We start from the raw sequence: 15833 nt of genomic DNA, 5'->3' as shown, positions 1-15833 counted from the left end.
AGAATCAGTGATCTGGAATTTAAATTAAACTCCAATTCATCTTGCAAATCAAGATAAAAAATCGCCCTGAATAAAGCTAACTTATTTTCTAATCTTTTCCATCTACATTAGTTAGGTAGGAAGTATCGAAAAATATCGAAAAAATTAAAAAAAGCACTCAATCACATCGCAAATTTAAGTAAATTCAGTGACCTCAATTAGGGAACCCAAAGCAATTCTGATTTCCCAAGGGTTATGGCTGTAGCTTGGCCTTAGAACTAACGCTTGGAAACCTGGGCCATCAAGGCGACTGGTTTGGATGCAAGGGTCTTGGGTGCAAGCGCAACAGTGTTGATACAGTGTTGATTAGGAATTTTTGATCAGAAATTGACGAGGATCATCAGCTAGGATCGACGCAACTTTCAGGCCGTTTGGATAACTCCCATGTCTGCGACAGCATCGTTTATTCGCCAAAGCCAACTGCTAGGCCGCTTGGTGCTCGATCGCGCCACTACGGAAACCCTGGGCCATGTGGCGGCCCTGTGGGTTGACCCGCGAGCAGCCCGGGTGTTGGGGATTGTGATTCGATCGGGGCCGTTGCCGCTGAATTTGTCCTTGAAGTTGCCGCTGGGTGGCCCGTTGCGAGCCTGTGCTTGGGGTCAGGTGGTGGCGATCGGGGCGGATAGCGTGTTGGTGGATATGGGGCCCCAAGGGGAGAGCCTGCAACAGCCGGAGGGAGCCTTTGACCTCGTGGGTCACGAGGTTTGGACGGACGGAGGCAATCGAATTGGCACGGTGGCGGATCTGGAGTTGGATCCAGCCGTGGGCCGGGTCGATCGCTACCTCTTCCGGCGTGAAGGTGTGGCGGATGTGGCCTATAGCTTGCCGGCCGGAGCGGCCATCAGCGGCGGGCCCAGGCGACTGTTGGTGGTGACCCAGGCGGCCGAAGCGGCCGAGGCGGTTCCTTTGACGGCCGCTTGGGATCAGGCTTTGGATTCGGTGCAAACGTCGGTGCAAACCACCCTGCGCCAAGTGCAGGAAAAGACGAAGCCGATCGCCGAAACGGCCCGCAGTCGGTTTGCGGATTTGGCCCGGGAAGCCCGCGATCGGGCCAAGTCTTTGGCGGACACGGCCCGCACCCGCGCCACGGAGCTGACAGAAACCATGCGCGATCGCGCCGATCGCCTGACCCAGGAAAGTCAGTCACCCCAGCGCGATCGCCCCGCTGGAAATTTGCCCGCCGCCCCAGAGAATGCTGCGACGGATGATGATGATGATCCGATCGACCTGTGGGATGAAGATTCCCCCGCGATCGACACGCCCGCAAGCCCGATCGACACCGATTCTCACCAGCCACCTCAGCCGCCTAAAGCCTAGGAAGCGCCTCAAGGCTGAATCATGCGTCTTCGCCATTGGCCGACCGTGCTGAATCCTGAGCAGAAGGGCGATCGGGCGGTTGCACTGGCAACAAGTTCTGTGCTTTCAGATAGCCCAATAGCCAATTAACCGCCGTTGCTCGTCGGGTTTTGCGGGGCACTAATTCCCCCACCTTGTAGCCCTTGAAGCCCAAATATTCCTTCAGCAATTGCTTATTCTCGGCGGGAATCGATCGAGTCAGCTTCACCGTGGCTGGGCGGCTTTCAATAAAGTTCGGTGGTTCTGGATAATCCTCTTGCCAGTCAGCCGGAGCCAACCAAGCTTGGGTGCTTGGATCCCATTGGTAACCCAACCCATGCCACAGCAGTTGATTCACCCGGTCATCCTCTAGTCGATCGTCTAAAATGTCCCACAGCAGCTCGATCGTGAGACTGGGCAAGCGATCGGGGAATCCATCCGGTAATGCCACCGCTGAAAGTTCTGTGCAGTTTGGCTCCTGGCAACTACTCATGACAAACCTCTGTTTAAAACCGCAATTAATTCATAAATTCTATAAACTTATAACATCAGATATTACATCAAATATTACATCAAAAAATAGTATCAAACTGCAATAAAATCCAATCGAGAATATTTAATCAATCAAATTAAATCAAATTAAATCAAATTAAATTTATTCGATCCCGATATTCAATGTTGTGATTGTTTGACTCGATCGATACCCAATTTTCTCTAAACTTCCTATCTTGGCTGTCCTATTGCACTCACCCTGGAATGATTCAGCACTGGTTTAGTCCGCACTTGATCGCAACATCATTTCTTGCGCCAGCAGCTTGAACCAAAACCTAAGCATCGGGATGCAGGAAAAACGCAACTCTTGATCGTTCAATTTGGGAGACCGATTGCATGTTTTTTCTTCATCCACTCTTTAATTTAAGTAATCATCAATCAATCTTTGCTGAATCTTTAAAAATCCCCCTTGATTCCGCCAAATCTTAAAGCTAAGTTAGATTCTATAAGGGGTCATAAAAGCGACGCGGAATGCTACGCGGTCGAACTTTGCTCTCAATACCCATCCTCCTGTGGAAGATATGAAATCTTGGTTTGCCCCCAGTGTTGCACTTGCAACCATTTCGCTGAGTTCCATCGCGGCTCCCGCACTTGCCCTCAGCATCAGCTACTCCGATGCCTACGTGCCAAGCGCCAGTACGGTTACAACCCTGAATGCGATTGATGGCTTTACGGGTGGCCTCACGGACGCAGAAGCCCGAAATGGCCTTTACGGTCTCACAGATATCAACCAAGTCTTATCGATTCAGAAATTCGATCCTAGCCTCGGAACCCTGAAATCGGCCAAGTTGACCTTTGATACGGGGCTTTGGCAAAAGGCCTACTATGAGCACTTTGGCATCGCAGCCCCATCTGGTGCGCCCGTAGCCTTCGATTTTTCGGCTAACTTGAGCCTGAAATCGAGCGGTGGTTCGTCGATTTTTGACATTCCCCTCACGGGTGCCCATGATTTCACAGTGCCTTCGTTTGATGGGGGCTTTGACTTTGCTGGCACTTCGGGCCAGAAGTTTTCCACTTCTTTGAACGGTCAATATCAACAAGCCAAAACCATCACTGATGCCGCAGCTTTGGCTGGCTTCATCGGTGCTGGTTCGATCGACTACACCTTCTCCGCTTCGGCTCTGTTCAGTGTCTTTGGCCCGGGTAACTTGAATGCCGGTGTGCTGACCCTGGCTAAAGGTGCGCTGCGGGTTGATTACGAATATGAAAAAGAATCCACTTCAGTGCCAGAACCTACCGCGCTGTTGGGTCTTGGTTTGGTGGCTGGTGGGGCAATGGTTCAGCGTCGTCTGCGGGCTGCTGCACCCCGGAACTAGGTTGCAAGGCCTGTCAATGGCAGCTCGGAACTAGATCGCCAGTCGATCGAACCCTAGCCAATTTAGGGATGAGGCTGGGGGACTGAAAAGATAGCCCGAGCTGCCCTTGACTGCGATCCTGTGGACTGCACAACTGAATTGCACAAGTTGGTACTGTTGAGATTGGGTTTGGCGATTGCTGAACCCAATCTTTTTTTGCATGATGTTGATCGCTTAAACCGTTGCACCCACCAAAGCCGCAGGTCGATCACCCAAGGATTCCACTTTCCAGCGATCGAGTTCATCCAGGGCGCGATCGCGGTATTGGCCGTAGCGTTCCTGTTTGTTGCGGATCTTGGTCGGCAGCTCCGGCAGGATGCCAAAGTTCGGCGGCATCGGCTGGAAATGCTTCGGTGAGGCGGAACTGATGAACTCGAACAGTGCGCCGCTCATGGTCACGGGGGGCAGGGCGATCGGCTCCAGGCCGCGGGCAATCCGGGCTGCGTTGGTTCCAGCCAGCCAGCCGCCGGCCGTGGCCGCCGTGTAGCCCTCCGTGCCGATCAGTTGGCCCGCCGCCAGCAGGGTGGCGCGGCCCTTAAACTGCAAAGTGGCGCTCAACAATTCTGGCGCGTTGATGAAGGTGTTGCGGTGCATCACGCCCATCCGCACAAATTCGGCATTTTCCAAGCCGGGAATCATCCGAAACACGCGCTGTTGCTCGCCCCAGCGCAGGTTGGTTTGGAAGCCGACCATGTTCCACAGTTGCCCCGCCTTGTCCTCTTGGCGCAGTTGCACCACGGCGTAGGGGCGTTTGTCGCGGTTGGCGGGGTCGCGCCCGTCGCCCAGCCGGGAATCGAACAGGCCCACGGGTTTCAGGGGGCCGTAGCGCATGGTGTCTTCACCGCGCTGGGCGAGTTCTTCGATCGGCAGGCAGCCTTCAAAGAATTTGGCACTTTCGCGATCGAAATCCTTCAGGGGCGCTTGTTCCGCCGCACAGAGGGCTTGATAGAACTGCAAATATTGCTCCCGGTTCATGGGGCAATTCAAATAGGCCGCCTCGCCCTTGTCGTAGCGGGAAGCCATGAAGGCCACGTCGCGATCGATCGACTCGCCCACCACGATCGGGCTAGCCGCATCGAAAAAGCTCATGTAGTCCCGGCCGGTGAACTGTCGCAGATCCTCGGTCAAGTCCGGGCTGGTCAGGGGCCCCGTGGCCAACACCACCACGCCATCGGTGGGAATTTGCCGCACTTCCTCGCGCCGGAAGTCCACCAGCGGATGTTGCGCCAGAGTTTCGGTCAGGTCGCGGCTAAACTCGGCGCGATCGACTGCCAACGCACCCCCGGCCGGCACGGCATGGTGATCGGCCTTGCCAATCACGATCGACCCGAGCCGCCGCAATTCCTCGTGCAGCAAGCCGGCCGCGCGATCGGCGGACATCGCCCCAAAGGAGTTGCTACAAACCAATTCCGCCAAATGTTCCGTGTGGTGGGCGGGGCTGAGACGCTCGGGCCGCATTTCATAGAACACCACCGGCACGCCCGATCGCGCCACCTGCCAGGCCGCTTCAGTGCCGGCCAGCCCACCGCCAATCACATACACCGGCTGTAAATTCGACATGGCTTACCTCAGCGATCGCCCAAACTTGCAGGAACCAAGATGAATAGCTTATAGCAATTTGATTAGGGCGATCGGCGTTTGCGAAATTCAACTGTCTGAATCATATACAACAAGCTAGTTTTACTGAAAAAGCTATGTATCACTCGATTCAGTATCCGCAGTCAGCTATTCAGTAAAATTTGGCTATAACTATTGCTTGATATAGCCTGCAATTTTTTCTAAAGAACTACTTGGCAGATTCTTTTGTGGAATCCTCCAAAATCTTGGCTGCACTAAGAAACGGCTCTCCTTCGAAATTTAAATGCTCTAGCTTTTTCAAAAGTAATTTCTTGAGATCTAAATTGTTATATTCAATAAGGACAGATCGCAAATCATAACCATCCATCAAAATGATGGACTTACCACAATTTTGCTTGAGCAGAGGACATACATGTCCTGACCATCCGTGGATCGATAGAAATAGTCCTAGGGTCTGCTTACCGGAACGGTCAACTTTGCCATAAAGGCTATCGAGCTGCCTTATATCTGTTAGCTTTTCAGTCCATTTGCATTCGACCAGATAGAACCAGCCGTTAAGCTCGAATGCACCATCTATCTGCTCCCCTCCCTCATTCCTAACAAAGCCTTTTCTAGTTGAGATTTGATAGAGGTCGAAAACACGCTTTAGTAAATTCTCAAGTAATCGTCCTCGCTGCTGCCTATCTTCAGTAGACTGTAATCCTGCTAATGTATCAAATTCTGATAGAAGCTGAGACTGAGATAAAAAGAATTTCTCCGAGCTAGGAGAACTTTGATGAGATTCTTTTGATTTATCTGCTTTTAACCTGTTGACAATTTTCTGACATTCCCTGAACAAGCTTTCTTCTTCAATAGTAGGAACTTGCTTGGCTATTAGTTTTTTTGCCTTCCAATATTCCAAAAGACTCTCTATTAGTGTTCCTACGGTAGAGTTAGACTCTGTTTTCCAAAAATACCTTAATCGATTTGCTTTTGAGCCGCTAAGGTGATCATATTTCTCATCATATATATCTATTTTTAATGCATCTAAAATAAAATCTTTAAAGCTTCTGTTTGAAAAATCTAATACATAGCCACTACTCATACCGAGCAATGCTTCCAGTATCTTCTTTTCGGTGCTTGTTAAATCTGACATTTGAGTCCTACCTAATTACTTATCTTCATGCATTTAAAGCTCTCTAGATGACTTCTTATATCCAGAGATTTACTTTCTTGATGCTGTCTTAAACTGTACTACACTTGACACTTTTGCGAATGGGCGATCGCTCGCTACCTTCAACAGTGCTGATTTCAACCCTGTGCCAGTATCGCTGGTCGCGAGCAACTGCCCAGACTGATAGAAACCGAATAGTTAGCTAGCCCAACCGTAGCTGCGGAGATGTTTGCCACAGTAGCCGATCGCCACTTTTTCGGTTTCAAAGTCCAGCTCAAAATAAATTTGCAAGTTGTGGACTGCGTTGTTTTTGCCCAAGGTGAGATGTTTAAACATCCGCTGTTTGCGGCCCCCATGCCGAAAGTCCCGATCGCTCCCGTATCGAGAACCGGTGACTTGGTGTTCCGTGGGCTTAAAGTCCAAACCATAGGCGCGGAAACCCTCCCGCCAACCGCCCATCGATCGCCCTTCCCGTTTCGCTAGCAGGGAGGCGCGGCCAATTTCCGCGATCGCCCGTAAAGCTTGATAAACCTCGCTGGGGCGACCAAACTGGGACTCAGCCGCAGCCGATCGGGCAGAATCCCAAATTTCCAACACATCCCCAAATTGCTGTTCCGCTGTTTCCACCGCCGCCAACACCGTTTCAAAGGCCCCTGCACTGACTAACTCGTCCGTTTCCGAGTCGTTCTCTCCCGTCTCGGTCGGTTTGGGTTGATATTGCAACAGGCTGGCCAAGTTGCTTTGGCTTGTGTTTAGCTCCGCTTCCAATTCCGCCACGTAATCCCGTAAATGGGATAGCTCCCCTTGGAGAGCGGCTTGCTCATCCCAGGTTTGTTCCACATCGGTGCGAATGGCTTCCAGGTCAGTCCGCTCCTTTTGCAGCAGCCGATCGCGCTCTTGGAGTTGGGTTTTCAGCGCCTCGATCGTCCGTTGGTGGTTGGTGGCCTGCTCTTCCAGGGTTTCCAGTTGCAGTTGTAGCGCTCGCTGGCTGGTTTCCAGGGTTTGGCGTTCGTGGCTTTCGTGATCCAAATCTCGCTGCAACCGCTCCAACCGTTGTTGATAGCGCCAGCGATCAAGCACCCGCATGGACACCACCCCGATCGTCAGTCCCCCCAAGGCTTGGGCCGCATTTTGCCACAGGGCCCCTTGGCCCCAGGCGGAGTCTGTCACCTCCACGCTGGCCAGCCCCAGGGTGGATCCGTGGCTAACCAAACTACCCACGCCCACCACCGTGCAAAATGCCACCACGCTCAACCCCAAGAGCGCCAATAACCGCATTCGATCGCCTGTTTCCATACCCGAATTAAGACCGCCGACCTGTGTGAGAAGCTTCCTCGATTGTAGACGCGCCACTCTGGATTGTGTGGCCCCTACCCGTCATGATTTCCAAAGCGAGGGATTATCAATCCCTATTATTTTGAGAGTTTAAACCAATGTTAAAAGTTGATTGTGAAAGCAACGGTTTAAAACGAAGGTTTTAAGCCAAGGTTTAAAGCCAATTCTAAGGTTGCCCTCTGTTTGTGATTGAGGGACAGTTAATCGGCATTCATGCTTGATTTGATCTTGATTTGATCTTGATTGTGCTTTAATTCGCTTGAATTTGACCTTGGTTTGACCGTGCTGCAACTTAGGCTTGGTTTGGATTGAGCTTTGGTTGAGTTTGGATTCAGTTTCGATTGCACTTAAATTGAACTTGATTTGAGCTTGAATTAAAAAACCGGGAGAACCCGCGCAGGATTCCCCCGAATCTGCATTCATTCATCCTTCTAGGTCAGCAATTGCACTGAAACGGGAGTGCAACATCATCGCTCAAGATCAAAGTTCAAAGCTAAAGCGAAAAACCGCAGTACAACGCTTTCAACCATGGGCCAGTTACCCTAGCCGATCGACAGCTTCACAACCTTGTTCTTTTCTTCTTCCACCTTGGGCAACCGCAGTTCCAAAATGCCATTTTGGTAGTTGGCAGTGGCTTGGGCATTTTGCACGCGGGTAGGCAACGGAATCACTCGTTGAAACTTGCCGTAACGAAATTCGGTGCGGAAAGCGCTGTTTTCTTGGACGGTTTTTTCGAAGCGTCGCTCACCAGCGATCGAAACCGACTCCGCTGTCACTTCCACATCAACGGTTTTCGGATCAATGCCCGGTAGTTCCAGTCTCAACAATAGCGCATCAGCGGTTTCTTCCAATTCCGCAGCCGGTGCGTGGTGCAATTCCGGATCGATCGCCAAAGGAGTCATCAGTGCGCCATCCAAGAGTCGATCAAAACGACGACGGAGCGACTCAATTTCTCGATAGGGTTCCCAACGAATCAAAGTCATTTTAGCCACCTCGCGAACTCCTGAAATCAACAATTTGGGAGAAGGGTTTGCTTGAGTTTCAATCTCAAGAATCGAGTTCAATCTTGCTCGAATTGGTTCAATTTTGCGTGGAGCGTTTTGCTCTGCACAATCTCAAGATAACTTGCTCAAACAGAAGCTTGATTCGGTTTGCACGACCCATTTAAGGGCAGTTCCCACACCTGAATTTTTAGAAGCCAATGGCTGAGGCATTGTGTTGAAAGCCAAAATACTGACCAAACTGCTGACCAAACTGCCTAATCGCTTTTGCTGCTGACTGCTGAGGCTTAATCGAAGAAATAAAAATGCTAAAAAGGCGCAGTGATATTGCAATCAAATTAAGACAGTTGCAAGGATGAAAACCGTACTTAAGCGGGCTTGAAAACCGATAATTCGTCCGATGACAGCCGGAAATTCAGCGGGGGCCGAACCGGGTGCTTAACTGGGTATGGGAGCTGTTGTGGGGATGGATGACAGGATGGATTTTGGGATGAATTGGGGGATGAATTGCGGGGCTGGCTGCTCGATCGAGCTTGTCCTGGTGGCGCTCCCAACCACGGACAGCGATTGGCGGTGGCTGGCGGGTGGGATGGGGCTGTTGGTGTTGTATTTGCTGGCTTCGGCGGCAACGGAAATGGGAACCCGCCGCCCGATCACGTGGCGATCGCCCAAGCACCCATCAAGGGACGCGGCCCCATCAGCGGGCGATCGGGAATCGTCTGTGCCTCCCCAGCCCTAGGAAAACCTTTTAAGATCGAGCAGTTGCGGCCCAGGGATCACACCCCCAAATCGGAACCGATCGCATTGAAATTGCATTGAAATTGGATTGCGCCTTGCTTTGAGATTGATCGAACCCCGATCAAATTGCCCATGAATGTTCAGGAACTCCTCGCCATGTTTTTTGGTTTAAAGCAAAAGTCCACGATGCCCACCGCCAAAGAAGCGTTACCGGGGCGATCGACCAAAATGCCCATCAAGAATCAGCATTTTGTGAATGGCAACCCGATCGAGGGGCCCTTCCCGGCCGGTCTGGAAACGGCCCTGTTTGGGTTGGGTTGTTTTTGGGGAGCCGAGCGCAAGTTTTGGCAAACCCCCGGCGTATTTTCCACGGCCGTGGGCTATGCGGCCGGGCACACGCCCAACCCCACTTACCACGAAGTTTGCACGGGCCTGACGGGCCACAACGAAGTGGTGCTGGTGGTCTATGACCCGCAACAGGTGAGCTACGAGCAACTGTTGAAGGTCTTTTGGGAAAGCCACAACCCCACCCAAGGGATGCGCCAGGGCAACGATGTGGGAACCCAATATCGATCGGGCATCTATACCTACAACGAAGCCCAAAAGGCGGCGGCGATCGGCTCCAAGGAACAGTACCAAGGGGCCCTGACCCAAGCGGGCCATGGAGACATCACCACGGAAATTCTGGATGCGCCGGAGTTTTACTACGCGGAAGACTATCACCAGCAATATTTGGCTAAAAATCCCGGCGGCTATTGTGGCCTGGGCGGCACGGGGGTGAGCTGTCCCGTGGGCTTGGCGGTTTAGGGTTTGTTGCTGTGTCTGTTTCGGCCGCGGGTTGTCTTGGGGTTGCCCTGGGGGCCCGGCGGCCGATCGTTCCTTTGTTGGCCCCGGTGGGCCCCTTGCCATGAGCGCGATCGCGATCGATCTTCAGCCGGACTTGGCCTTGGACGATGCCACCTTTGCCCGCATCTGTCGCCAAAATCCCCACTGCAAATTTGAACGAACCGCCGCAGGAGAATTAGTGATCGTGGCCCTCACGGGAGGCAGAACGGGACAGCGCAACTCACGCCTCACGGCGCGGTTGGTGTTGTGGAATGAAGAGACGGGCTTGGGCGAGGTGTTTGACTCTTCCACGGGGTTTAAACTGCCGAACGGAGCCATTCGATCGCCCGATGTTGCTTGGGTCAGTCGCGATCGCTGGTTAGCCCTCAGCGCCAAGGAACAGGATAGCTATCCGCCCCTTTGTCCTGATTTTGTGGTGGAGCTAAAGTCGCCCAGTGATGACTTGGGCCAAGTGCAAGCGAAGATGCAGGAATATCTCAACAATGGGTTGCGTTTGGGGTGGTTGCTGGATCCGGCGGAGGCGATCGCCCAGATCTACCGACCCGATCGCCCGGTGGAAACCCTGAAATCCCCCACCACCTTGAGCGGTGATAGTTGCCTACCAGGTTTTTCACTCTCGTTGTCCGGCATTTTGGATTCCTGATTCCTAGATTTTGAATTCCTAGGAGGTTGATTGGGGAGCGGCCTGAGGGGCTGGTGATCGTTGGCCAAACATGGCCGTGATTGCCGCGTCGAGGGTGGGTTGCATCACAATTCGATCGCCATGGGCCACCACCAGCCGAATCAGGGTCGGCAGGCCGCCCGCATCGGCCGCGAGATACAGCGGCTCCACATAGAGAATGGACCGCCCGATCGGGATGGCGACCAAGTTCCCTTGAATCACCTTGGAACCCTGGCGATTCCAAAGGCTAATTTGGCGTGCAATGTCCGGATCCTGATTAATGCGGGCTTCCACCTGCTCAATCCCAAACACCAGCCGATCCTTGGGGAATTGATAGAGCAAGAGTCGGCCGTAGCGATCGCCATCGGAGCGGGCCGCCAACCAGCCAATCAGGTTGCTGCGCCTGGCGGGGCTGAAGGGCAACAACTGCACAAACTCCGGTTGGCTGGTGCCGGGCAGTTGCATCAGGGCAAAGTAGGGCTGAATCGGTTGGGGCTGGTTGCCGTAAATTTCGTTGGGAATTTGCCACAAATCCTCCCGGTTATAGAACTCCTGGGGATTGCTCATGTGATAGGTCAGCAGCTTTTCCGATTGCACGGCAAACAGATCGATCGGGTAGCGGAAGTGCGATCGAATGGCCGGCGGGCATTGGTCGATCGGGTGAAAGAGTTCCGGGAACACCGCTTGCCAACTGCGAATCAGTGGATCATCCCCATCGGCCACATAAAACCGCACCGTGCCGTTATAGGCATCAATCACCGCTTTTACGGAATTGCGAATGTAATTAAAACCGGCGCGGCTGGGTTCGGAATAGGGATAACGGCGGCTGGTGGTGTAGCCATCCACAATCCAAAACAGGTGGCTGCGGCGATCGAACCCATCGGAATCCGCCGCCGATTGCAGGTTCACGGCCACGGCGTAGGGATCGCGATCGAACTGCAAGAAGGGGGCGATCGTCCGCACCCGTTCCCGCACATTCCGCCGCCAGAGCAAGCGCGTGTCCGGCGTGAGGTTATTGGTCAGCAGTAATTGCCAATCGCGCAGATAGGCCGCCAACAGCCACCGCTTCCACCAGTGATCGCCCAGTAGCACCCCGCCTTGACCGTCGTAGTGGTTATAGGCGTTGTCATTGCCTCGGGGATAGTCCAACTCTTGGGCTGCGGTCGGAGCCAGGATGTAGGTATTGGTCAGCTCACCAAAGTAGATCCGGGGCCGATCGAGGGGAATGCCCTGGCTCACCTGTTCATTGGCGGCCCGCAGGATGCCACCGCCCGTGTCATCAGTGCCGGAACCAATGTCCCGAACCCAATAGAGCGGTAGGCCACCGGCTCCCACTTGGTTGGCGGGACTGAGGGTGAAGCCATAGCCGTGGGTGTAGACCAAATGGCGGTTCAGCCAAGTTTGGGCTGGGGCTGACAGGGCGGTGGTGTCCAACTCCCGCATGGAGAGGATGGTGGGATGGAGGGTCGATCGGGCCGTTACGGCCTTGGTTGGATTGGGTCGATCGGGCAATTGGTACCGATCGAGGTCTGCATTGGCAAAGCGGTAATAGGAGCGAATTTGTTGTAACTGCCGATTGGTATCTAGCAGCGGATTCGTATCCCAAAGTCGCACACTGTCAAGGGTCGGCCCATAGGTTTGCAGATCCGTCGCGCTGAGGGTGGCTTGGGGGTCAAAGGATTCCGCTTGCACCCGATCGAGGCCAAATGCCGATCGGGTAAAGGCAATGTTGCGCTCAATGTAGGGCCGTTCCCGTTCCAGCTCGTTGGGTTCCACAATTGCCCCCTGCACCGCCTCGGGCAACAGAAAACCCAGACTGATGCCCCCGATCGCGTAGCACAACAGCCCGATTGCCACCAATCGGGGCGGCAAATCCGGCCGGCGATCGCCCGTGGGTTGTGCCACCCGGCCATCCAGCCAGCGCCGAGGTTGCAACCCCGTCAAGGCATAGCCCAGCAGCCAAACCCCACTGCCCAAGGACACCAACCCCAAGCCGATGTTGGCTGGCAACTGCACGCGAATATCCGCAAAACCGGCTCCATAGGCAGCGCCTCGGGTGGAATTGAGCAAATCAAAACAGGCAATCCCGGCGCTGATGCCCGCTGCCAACAACACCGATCCCAGTAGGCCGCAGCCATGCCGCCATTCCCCCACCGTGAAGCCAGGAAATCGCCCCCGAGCCAAGGATTTCTGACTGAGCAGGTAATATAGCCCCACCAACAGGGCTGACCAAAGCAACAGCCCGATCGCCCAAAATTCCAACAGTTCCACCAGGGGCAAGCCAAACACAAACCAACCCACATCCAACCCAAACACCGGATCCACCTGCTGAAATCGGCTGGGGTGGGCGGCCAGCAAAATCGTCGCCCAATGTTGGGAGCCAATCCAGGCAAAGTTCAACGCGGCGATCGCCCCCAAGGCCCGCAAGCCCCACCCCGGCGCGATCGCCCCCAGGGCCCAAAGAAATCCCGGCAGCGCCAACCACCACCATTGCCCCGATCGCAACGGCTCCAGTAGTTCCCACAACAGCAGCGGTTGCAAGCGAGGAACCGCCGTGGGTAAGGCTTCTCGCCCCGCCGCCCAGCCAATTTGCCCGTAATGCACCACCAGCAGGGCCAACCCCAGGGCCAACAATCCCGACACCAGCAGCAGCGGCAGCAAATCTAGCCGGCCGCCCACCAGCCGTTCCCCGCGCGGTTCGATCGCCCGAGGCATCACCCACCAGGGTCGATCGGGATCAGGGCCCAGGGCCACCGACTCCCGGCGGTTGAGCTGTTCCGCCAGCCACAGATTGCCCCACAGCACCGCCAACGACCCGATCGCCCCCACCCCAAACAGAGCCGCCTGCACCGCCAGCCGCATCCACCAAAGGGAGCCATAGCCCAACTGGCCAAACCAAAGGCCATCCCCCAGCCAGCGCACCGCCAGCCCGATCGCCAGCACAAAACCCAACCCTCCCAGGGCCCACCGCCAGGGTTGCTGCCTGGGTCGATCGGGGGCCGCTATGGGGGGCGTTGAATTGACAGCCAAGGGCGATCGCGTCCGGGTCATCGAAAGTCTCCAGCCTCAATGAACGTTGTCTAGCGGAATGTTGGAAAAAAAACAACTGTTCCGCGCCGCCGCCCCTGGGCAACAGCCACCATCAGGCCGACGATTGAGGCGATTTAAAGGCCTGACGCACTTTAGGCCGAAACAGGTAGAACAAAATCAAAAGGGCAATCGCCAATTGAAACCCTAACTGCGACAGGGTTGAGGCCGGAACTGAAGCCGCTCCTAGGGCGATCGAACTCACGAGCGACTGTCCCAAACTTAAAACCTGCAAAATCTGCCAAATTAACGTCAAAATCCAAGCCCATTGCTTCAACTTCCAGAGGCCATATCCCAGCAATCCCCCCACAAGCGAGAGCAACACCCCAATTCCCCCAAACACCAAAATCAACGTCGGAACCATCCCCAGCATCATTGCCTGGGCTTGTGGATCTGAATTGGAACCGGCGGTTTGGAGTTGCAGTTTGAGGCTCTCGATCGTGCTATCCACTAAAAATTGCCGCCATTGGGGAATCACCAACACGGACAAACTGAGCAAGAACCCAAAACCACTATAGAAAAACTGCAAGCCCGCCAGAATGGTCACACCTAAGGGGCGCTTGATCATAATCTTTGGATTGGTTGCCAGATTACGCCTCGGTTATAGCAACGAAATTCCGAAATGTTCTGGGTCAAATCGTGCTATTTCTGCAAGGGATTTCTCGGGAATTTCTGTGGAGTTGTCCCGGCCCATGAAAACGAACGTTTCGCCCCTGAACCCGATTTGGCTGTTTCTAATTGCCTTTGCCACGGTGGTGGCGGCCTATGGCGGCAAGATGAAACCCCTGACGGAGGCTTCCTTCAAAGGGGCGGGCAGCGCGGTGGAACTGGCGATCGGGCTGGTGGGTTCCATGGCCCTGTGGTTGGGGATTATGCGGGTGGCGGAGGAAGCTGGGTTGATGCAGGCGATCGCCCGGGCAATTCGGCCCGTGATGGTGCGGCTGTTTCCCACCGTGCCGCCGGAGCATCCCGCCATGTCCGCCATGATCATGAACTTGGCGGCCAACGCGCTGGGCTTGGGCAACGCGGCCACGCCCTTGGGCCTGAAGGCGATGAAGGAACTCGATCGCCTGAATCCCAACCCCGGCACGGCCACCAACGCCATGTGTTTGTTTTTGGCGATTAACACGGCATCGGTGACGCTGATTCCGTTGGAGGTGATCGCCGTGCGGGCCAGCGCGGGCACGACCCAACCGGCCTCGATCGTCCTCACCACCTTGATTGCCACGGCGATCGGGACAACGGCCGCGGTGCTTGCCGCCAAGTTTGCGGCCCGTCGATCGCCCGATCCAGCTCCGGTGACTGAGCCAACCGAGCCGATCTCGAACTCGACTGATGATTCAGAGGCAATCGAACCGGCCGTGGACACCGCCCCGCCGCCCGTGTTGCATCCCCCCAGCCGCGTCGGTCAACTGGTCTTTGGTGGGTTGGTGTTGGCCTTCCTCGGGGCGATCGTTCAAAAGGTAATCCGCCACGGGTTCGGCTTCGTGTTCAGCATTGATGGCTTCACCACCATTTCCAACTGGGTGCTGCCGATGTTTATCAGCGGCTTCTTGATCTATGGCTACTTCCGAGGCGTGCGGGTCTATGAAGCCCTGACCGAGGGTGCAAAGGAAGGCTTTGAAATTGCTGTGCGGGTGATTCCGTTTATGGTGGCGATTTTCGTGGCGATCGGGATGTTCCGAGCCAGCGGCGCGTTGGAACTGCTGACCAACCTGCTCACTCCCGTCACCGCCTTGATTGGGATGCCCGCCGAAGCGCTGCCCATGGCCCTGATTCGGCCGCTGTCCGGGAGCGGCGCGTTTGGGTTTATGTCGGAAATTGTGAAAGCCAACCCCAACAGCTTCCTGGCGGATTTGGTTTCCACCATGCAGGGCGCATCGGACACCACGTTCTATACGCTGGCGGTCTATTTCGGCAGTGTGGCGATTATTCGGACGCGCTATGCCTTGCCGGTGGGTCTGTTTGCTGATGCGGTCAGTGCGATCGCCTCGGTGTTGGTTTGTCGGTTGCTGCTGCCAGGCACGGCTTGATGACTGCGTGGGTCTACCGTTGGGGTCGGGCGTACGGCGTACGTTTTTGCCGCGTGGGTCTACCGTTGGGGTCGGGCGTACGGCGGTACGCCCCTACGATCGATCGCTTAGGGGTCGGTG

The 15833-nt window shown here is 54.8% G+C and carries 14 protein-coding genes; 6 read left to right on the top strand and 8 right to left on the bottom strand.

The annotated features are described in order from the left end of the window. Positions 1 to 423 precede the first annotated feature (423 nt). Entirely contained in the window at positions 424 to 1356 is a 933-nt protein-coding gene (locus VPK24_RS05825) for a hypothetical protein (protein ID WP_393011244.1), read from the top strand. Positions 1357 to 1375: 19 nt separating this feature from the next. On the opposite strand, the gene VPK24_RS05820 is transcribed toward VPK24_RS05825, so the two are convergent. Continuing rightward, positions 1376 to 1795: a DUF1823 family protein gene (locus VPK24_RS05820; RefSeq protein ID WP_393011383.1), complete on the bottom strand. Its 420-nt coding sequence runs from the start codon at positions 1793 to 1795 to the stop codon at positions 1376 to 1378. A gap of 652 nt (positions 1796 to 2447) precedes the next feature. On the opposite strand from VPK24_RS05820, the gene VPK24_RS05815 reads away from it, so the two are divergent. After that, a complete protein-coding gene (locus tag VPK24_RS05815; RefSeq protein WP_393011381.1) occupies positions 2448 to 3242 on the top strand; it encodes a choice-of-anchor E domain-containing protein in 795 nt (264 codons plus the stop codon). A 213-nt stretch (positions 3243 to 3455) separates the two neighbouring features. Here VPK24_RS05815 and trmFO read toward each other — a convergent pair whose 3' ends face one another. The 5 genes from trmFO to VPK24_RS05790 form a co-directional block, all read right to left on the bottom strand. After that, positions 3456 to 4841 (bottom strand): FADH(2)-oxidizing methylenetetrahydrofolate--tRNA-(uracil(54)-C(5))-methyltransferase TrmFO, encoded by a 1386-nt coding sequence (trmFO, locus tag VPK24_RS05810; protein WP_393011242.1) that lies wholly within the window; start codon positions 4839 to 4841, stop codon positions 3456 to 3458. Positions 4842 to 5067: 226 nt separating this feature from the next. After that, entirely contained in the window at positions 5068 to 5994 is a 927-nt protein-coding gene (locus VPK24_RS05805; protein ID WP_393011240.1) for a hypothetical protein, read from the bottom strand. A gap of 216 nt (positions 5995 to 6210) precedes the next feature. Further along, the gene (locus VPK24_RS05800; protein WP_393011238.1) at positions 6211 to 7308 is read right to left on the bottom strand and encodes a hypothetical protein; all 1098 of its coding nucleotides are present in this window, start codon (positions 7306 to 7308) and stop codon (positions 6211 to 6213) included. Positions 7309 to 7437: 129 nt separating this feature from the next. Further along, positions 7438 to 7770, bottom strand: coding sequence for a hypothetical protein (locus VPK24_RS05795; RefSeq protein ID WP_393011236.1), 333 nt, complete (start codon positions 7768 to 7770; stop codon positions 7438 to 7440). Between the two features lie 119 nt (positions 7771 to 7889). Then, on the bottom strand, positions 7890 to 8330 hold the full coding sequence (locus tag VPK24_RS05790; RefSeq protein ID WP_393011379.1) for an Hsp20/alpha crystallin family protein: 441 nt from the start codon (positions 8328 to 8330) through the stop codon (positions 7890 to 7892). Positions 8331 to 8814: 484 nt separating this feature from the next. On the opposite strand from VPK24_RS05790, the gene VPK24_RS05785 reads away from it, so the two are divergent. The 3 genes from VPK24_RS05785 (at position 8815) to VPK24_RS05775 (ending at position 10575) form a co-directional block, all read left to right on the top strand. After that, positions 8815 to 9087 carry a hypothetical protein gene (locus tag VPK24_RS05785; RefSeq protein WP_393011234.1) on the top strand — a complete coding sequence of 91 codons (273 nt, stop codon included), beginning with the start codon at positions 8815 to 8817 and terminating at the stop codon, positions 9085 to 9087. Between the two features lie 155 nt (positions 9088 to 9242). Next, the gene (gene msrA / locus VPK24_RS05780) at positions 9243 to 9893 is read left to right on the top strand and encodes a peptide-methionine (S)-S-oxide reductase MsrA (protein WP_099534929.1); all 651 of its coding nucleotides are present in this window, start codon (positions 9243 to 9245) and stop codon (positions 9891 to 9893) included. Between the two features lie 100 nt (positions 9894 to 9993). Then, positions 9994 to 10575 (top strand): Uma2 family endonuclease, encoded by a 582-nt coding sequence (locus VPK24_RS05775; RefSeq protein WP_393011232.1) that lies wholly within the window; start codon positions 9994 to 9996, stop codon positions 10573 to 10575. An 18-nt stretch (positions 10576 to 10593) separates the two neighbouring features. Here the strand turns inward: VPK24_RS05775 and VPK24_RS05770 are convergent, their stop codons facing one another. Both VPK24_RS05770 and VPK24_RS05765 read right to left on the bottom strand, forming a co-directional pair. Then, the gene (locus VPK24_RS05770) at positions 10594 to 13644 is read right to left on the bottom strand and encodes a UPF0182 family protein (RefSeq protein WP_393011230.1); all 3051 of its coding nucleotides are present in this window, start codon (positions 13642 to 13644) and stop codon (positions 10594 to 10596) included. Between the two features lie 91 nt (positions 13645 to 13735). Then, positions 13736 to 14227, bottom strand: a complete 492-nt coding sequence (locus tag VPK24_RS05765) for a hypothetical protein (protein ID WP_393011228.1) — start codon at positions 14225 to 14227, stop codon at positions 13736 to 13738. A 145-nt stretch (positions 14228 to 14372) separates the two neighbouring features. On the opposite strand from VPK24_RS05765, the gene VPK24_RS05760 reads away from it, so the two are divergent. Next, positions 14373 to 15713: a nucleoside recognition domain-containing protein gene (locus tag VPK24_RS05760; RefSeq protein ID WP_393011226.1), complete on the top strand. Its 1341-nt coding sequence runs from the start codon at positions 14373 to 14375 to the stop codon at positions 15711 to 15713. The last annotated feature ends 120 nt before the right edge of the window (positions 15714 to 15833 follow it).

The organism is Limnothrix redekei LRLZ20PSL1 (genome assembly GCF_043235035.1).
In the GTDB taxonomy this organism is placed as follows: Bacteria; Cyanobacteriota; Cyanobacteriia; order CACIAM-69d; family CACIAM-69d; genus CACIAM-69d.
The sequence above is the reverse complement of the archived record's forward strand: the minus strand, read 5'-3'. Positions and strand labels throughout refer to the sequence as shown.

Excerpts from the sequence above, each read along its gene's own strand:
- VPK24_RS05825 (WP_393011244.1), top strand. The coding sequence starts at position 424 with ATGTCTGCGACAGCATCGTTTATTCGCCAAAGCCAACTGCTAGGCCGC.
- VPK24_RS05815 (WP_393011381.1), top strand. The coding sequence starts at position 2,448 with ATGAAATCTTGGTTTGCCCCCAGTGTTGCACTTGCAACCATTTCGCTG.
- trmFO (WP_393011242.1), bottom strand. The coding sequence starts at position 4,841 with ATGTCGAATTTACAGCCGGTGTATGTGATTGGCGGTGGGCTGGCCGGC.
- VPK24_RS05805 (WP_393011240.1), bottom strand. The coding sequence starts at position 5,994 with ATGTCAGATTTAACAAGCACCGAAAAGAAGATACTGGAAGCATTGCTC.
- VPK24_RS05800 (WP_393011238.1), bottom strand. The coding sequence starts at position 7,308 with ATGGAAACAGGCGATCGAATGCGGTTATTGGCGCTCTTGGGGTTGAGC.
- VPK24_RS05795 (WP_393011236.1), bottom strand. The coding sequence starts at position 7,770 with ATGAATGCAGATTCGGGGGAATCCTGCGCGGGTTCTCCCGGTTTTTTA.
- VPK24_RS05790 (WP_393011379.1), bottom strand. The coding sequence starts at position 8,330 with ATGACTTTGATTCGTTGGGAACCCTATCGAGAAATTGAGTCGCTCCGT.
- VPK24_RS05785 (WP_393011234.1), top strand. The coding sequence starts at position 8,815 with ATGGATGACAGGATGGATTTTGGGATGAATTGGGGGATGAATTGCGGG.
- msrA (WP_099534929.1), top strand. The coding sequence starts at position 9,243 with ATGTTTTTTGGTTTAAAGCAAAAGTCCACGATGCCCACCGCCAAAGAA.
- VPK24_RS05775 (WP_393011232.1), top strand. The coding sequence starts at position 9,994 with ATGAGCGCGATCGCGATCGATCTTCAGCCGGACTTGGCCTTGGACGAT.
- VPK24_RS05770 (WP_393011230.1), bottom strand. The coding sequence starts at position 13,644 with ATGACCCGGACGCGATCGCCCTTGGCTGTCAATTCAACGCCCCCCATA.
- VPK24_RS05760 (WP_393011226.1), top strand. The coding sequence starts at position 14,373 with ATGAAAACGAACGTTTCGCCCCTGAACCCGATTTGGCTGTTTCTAATT.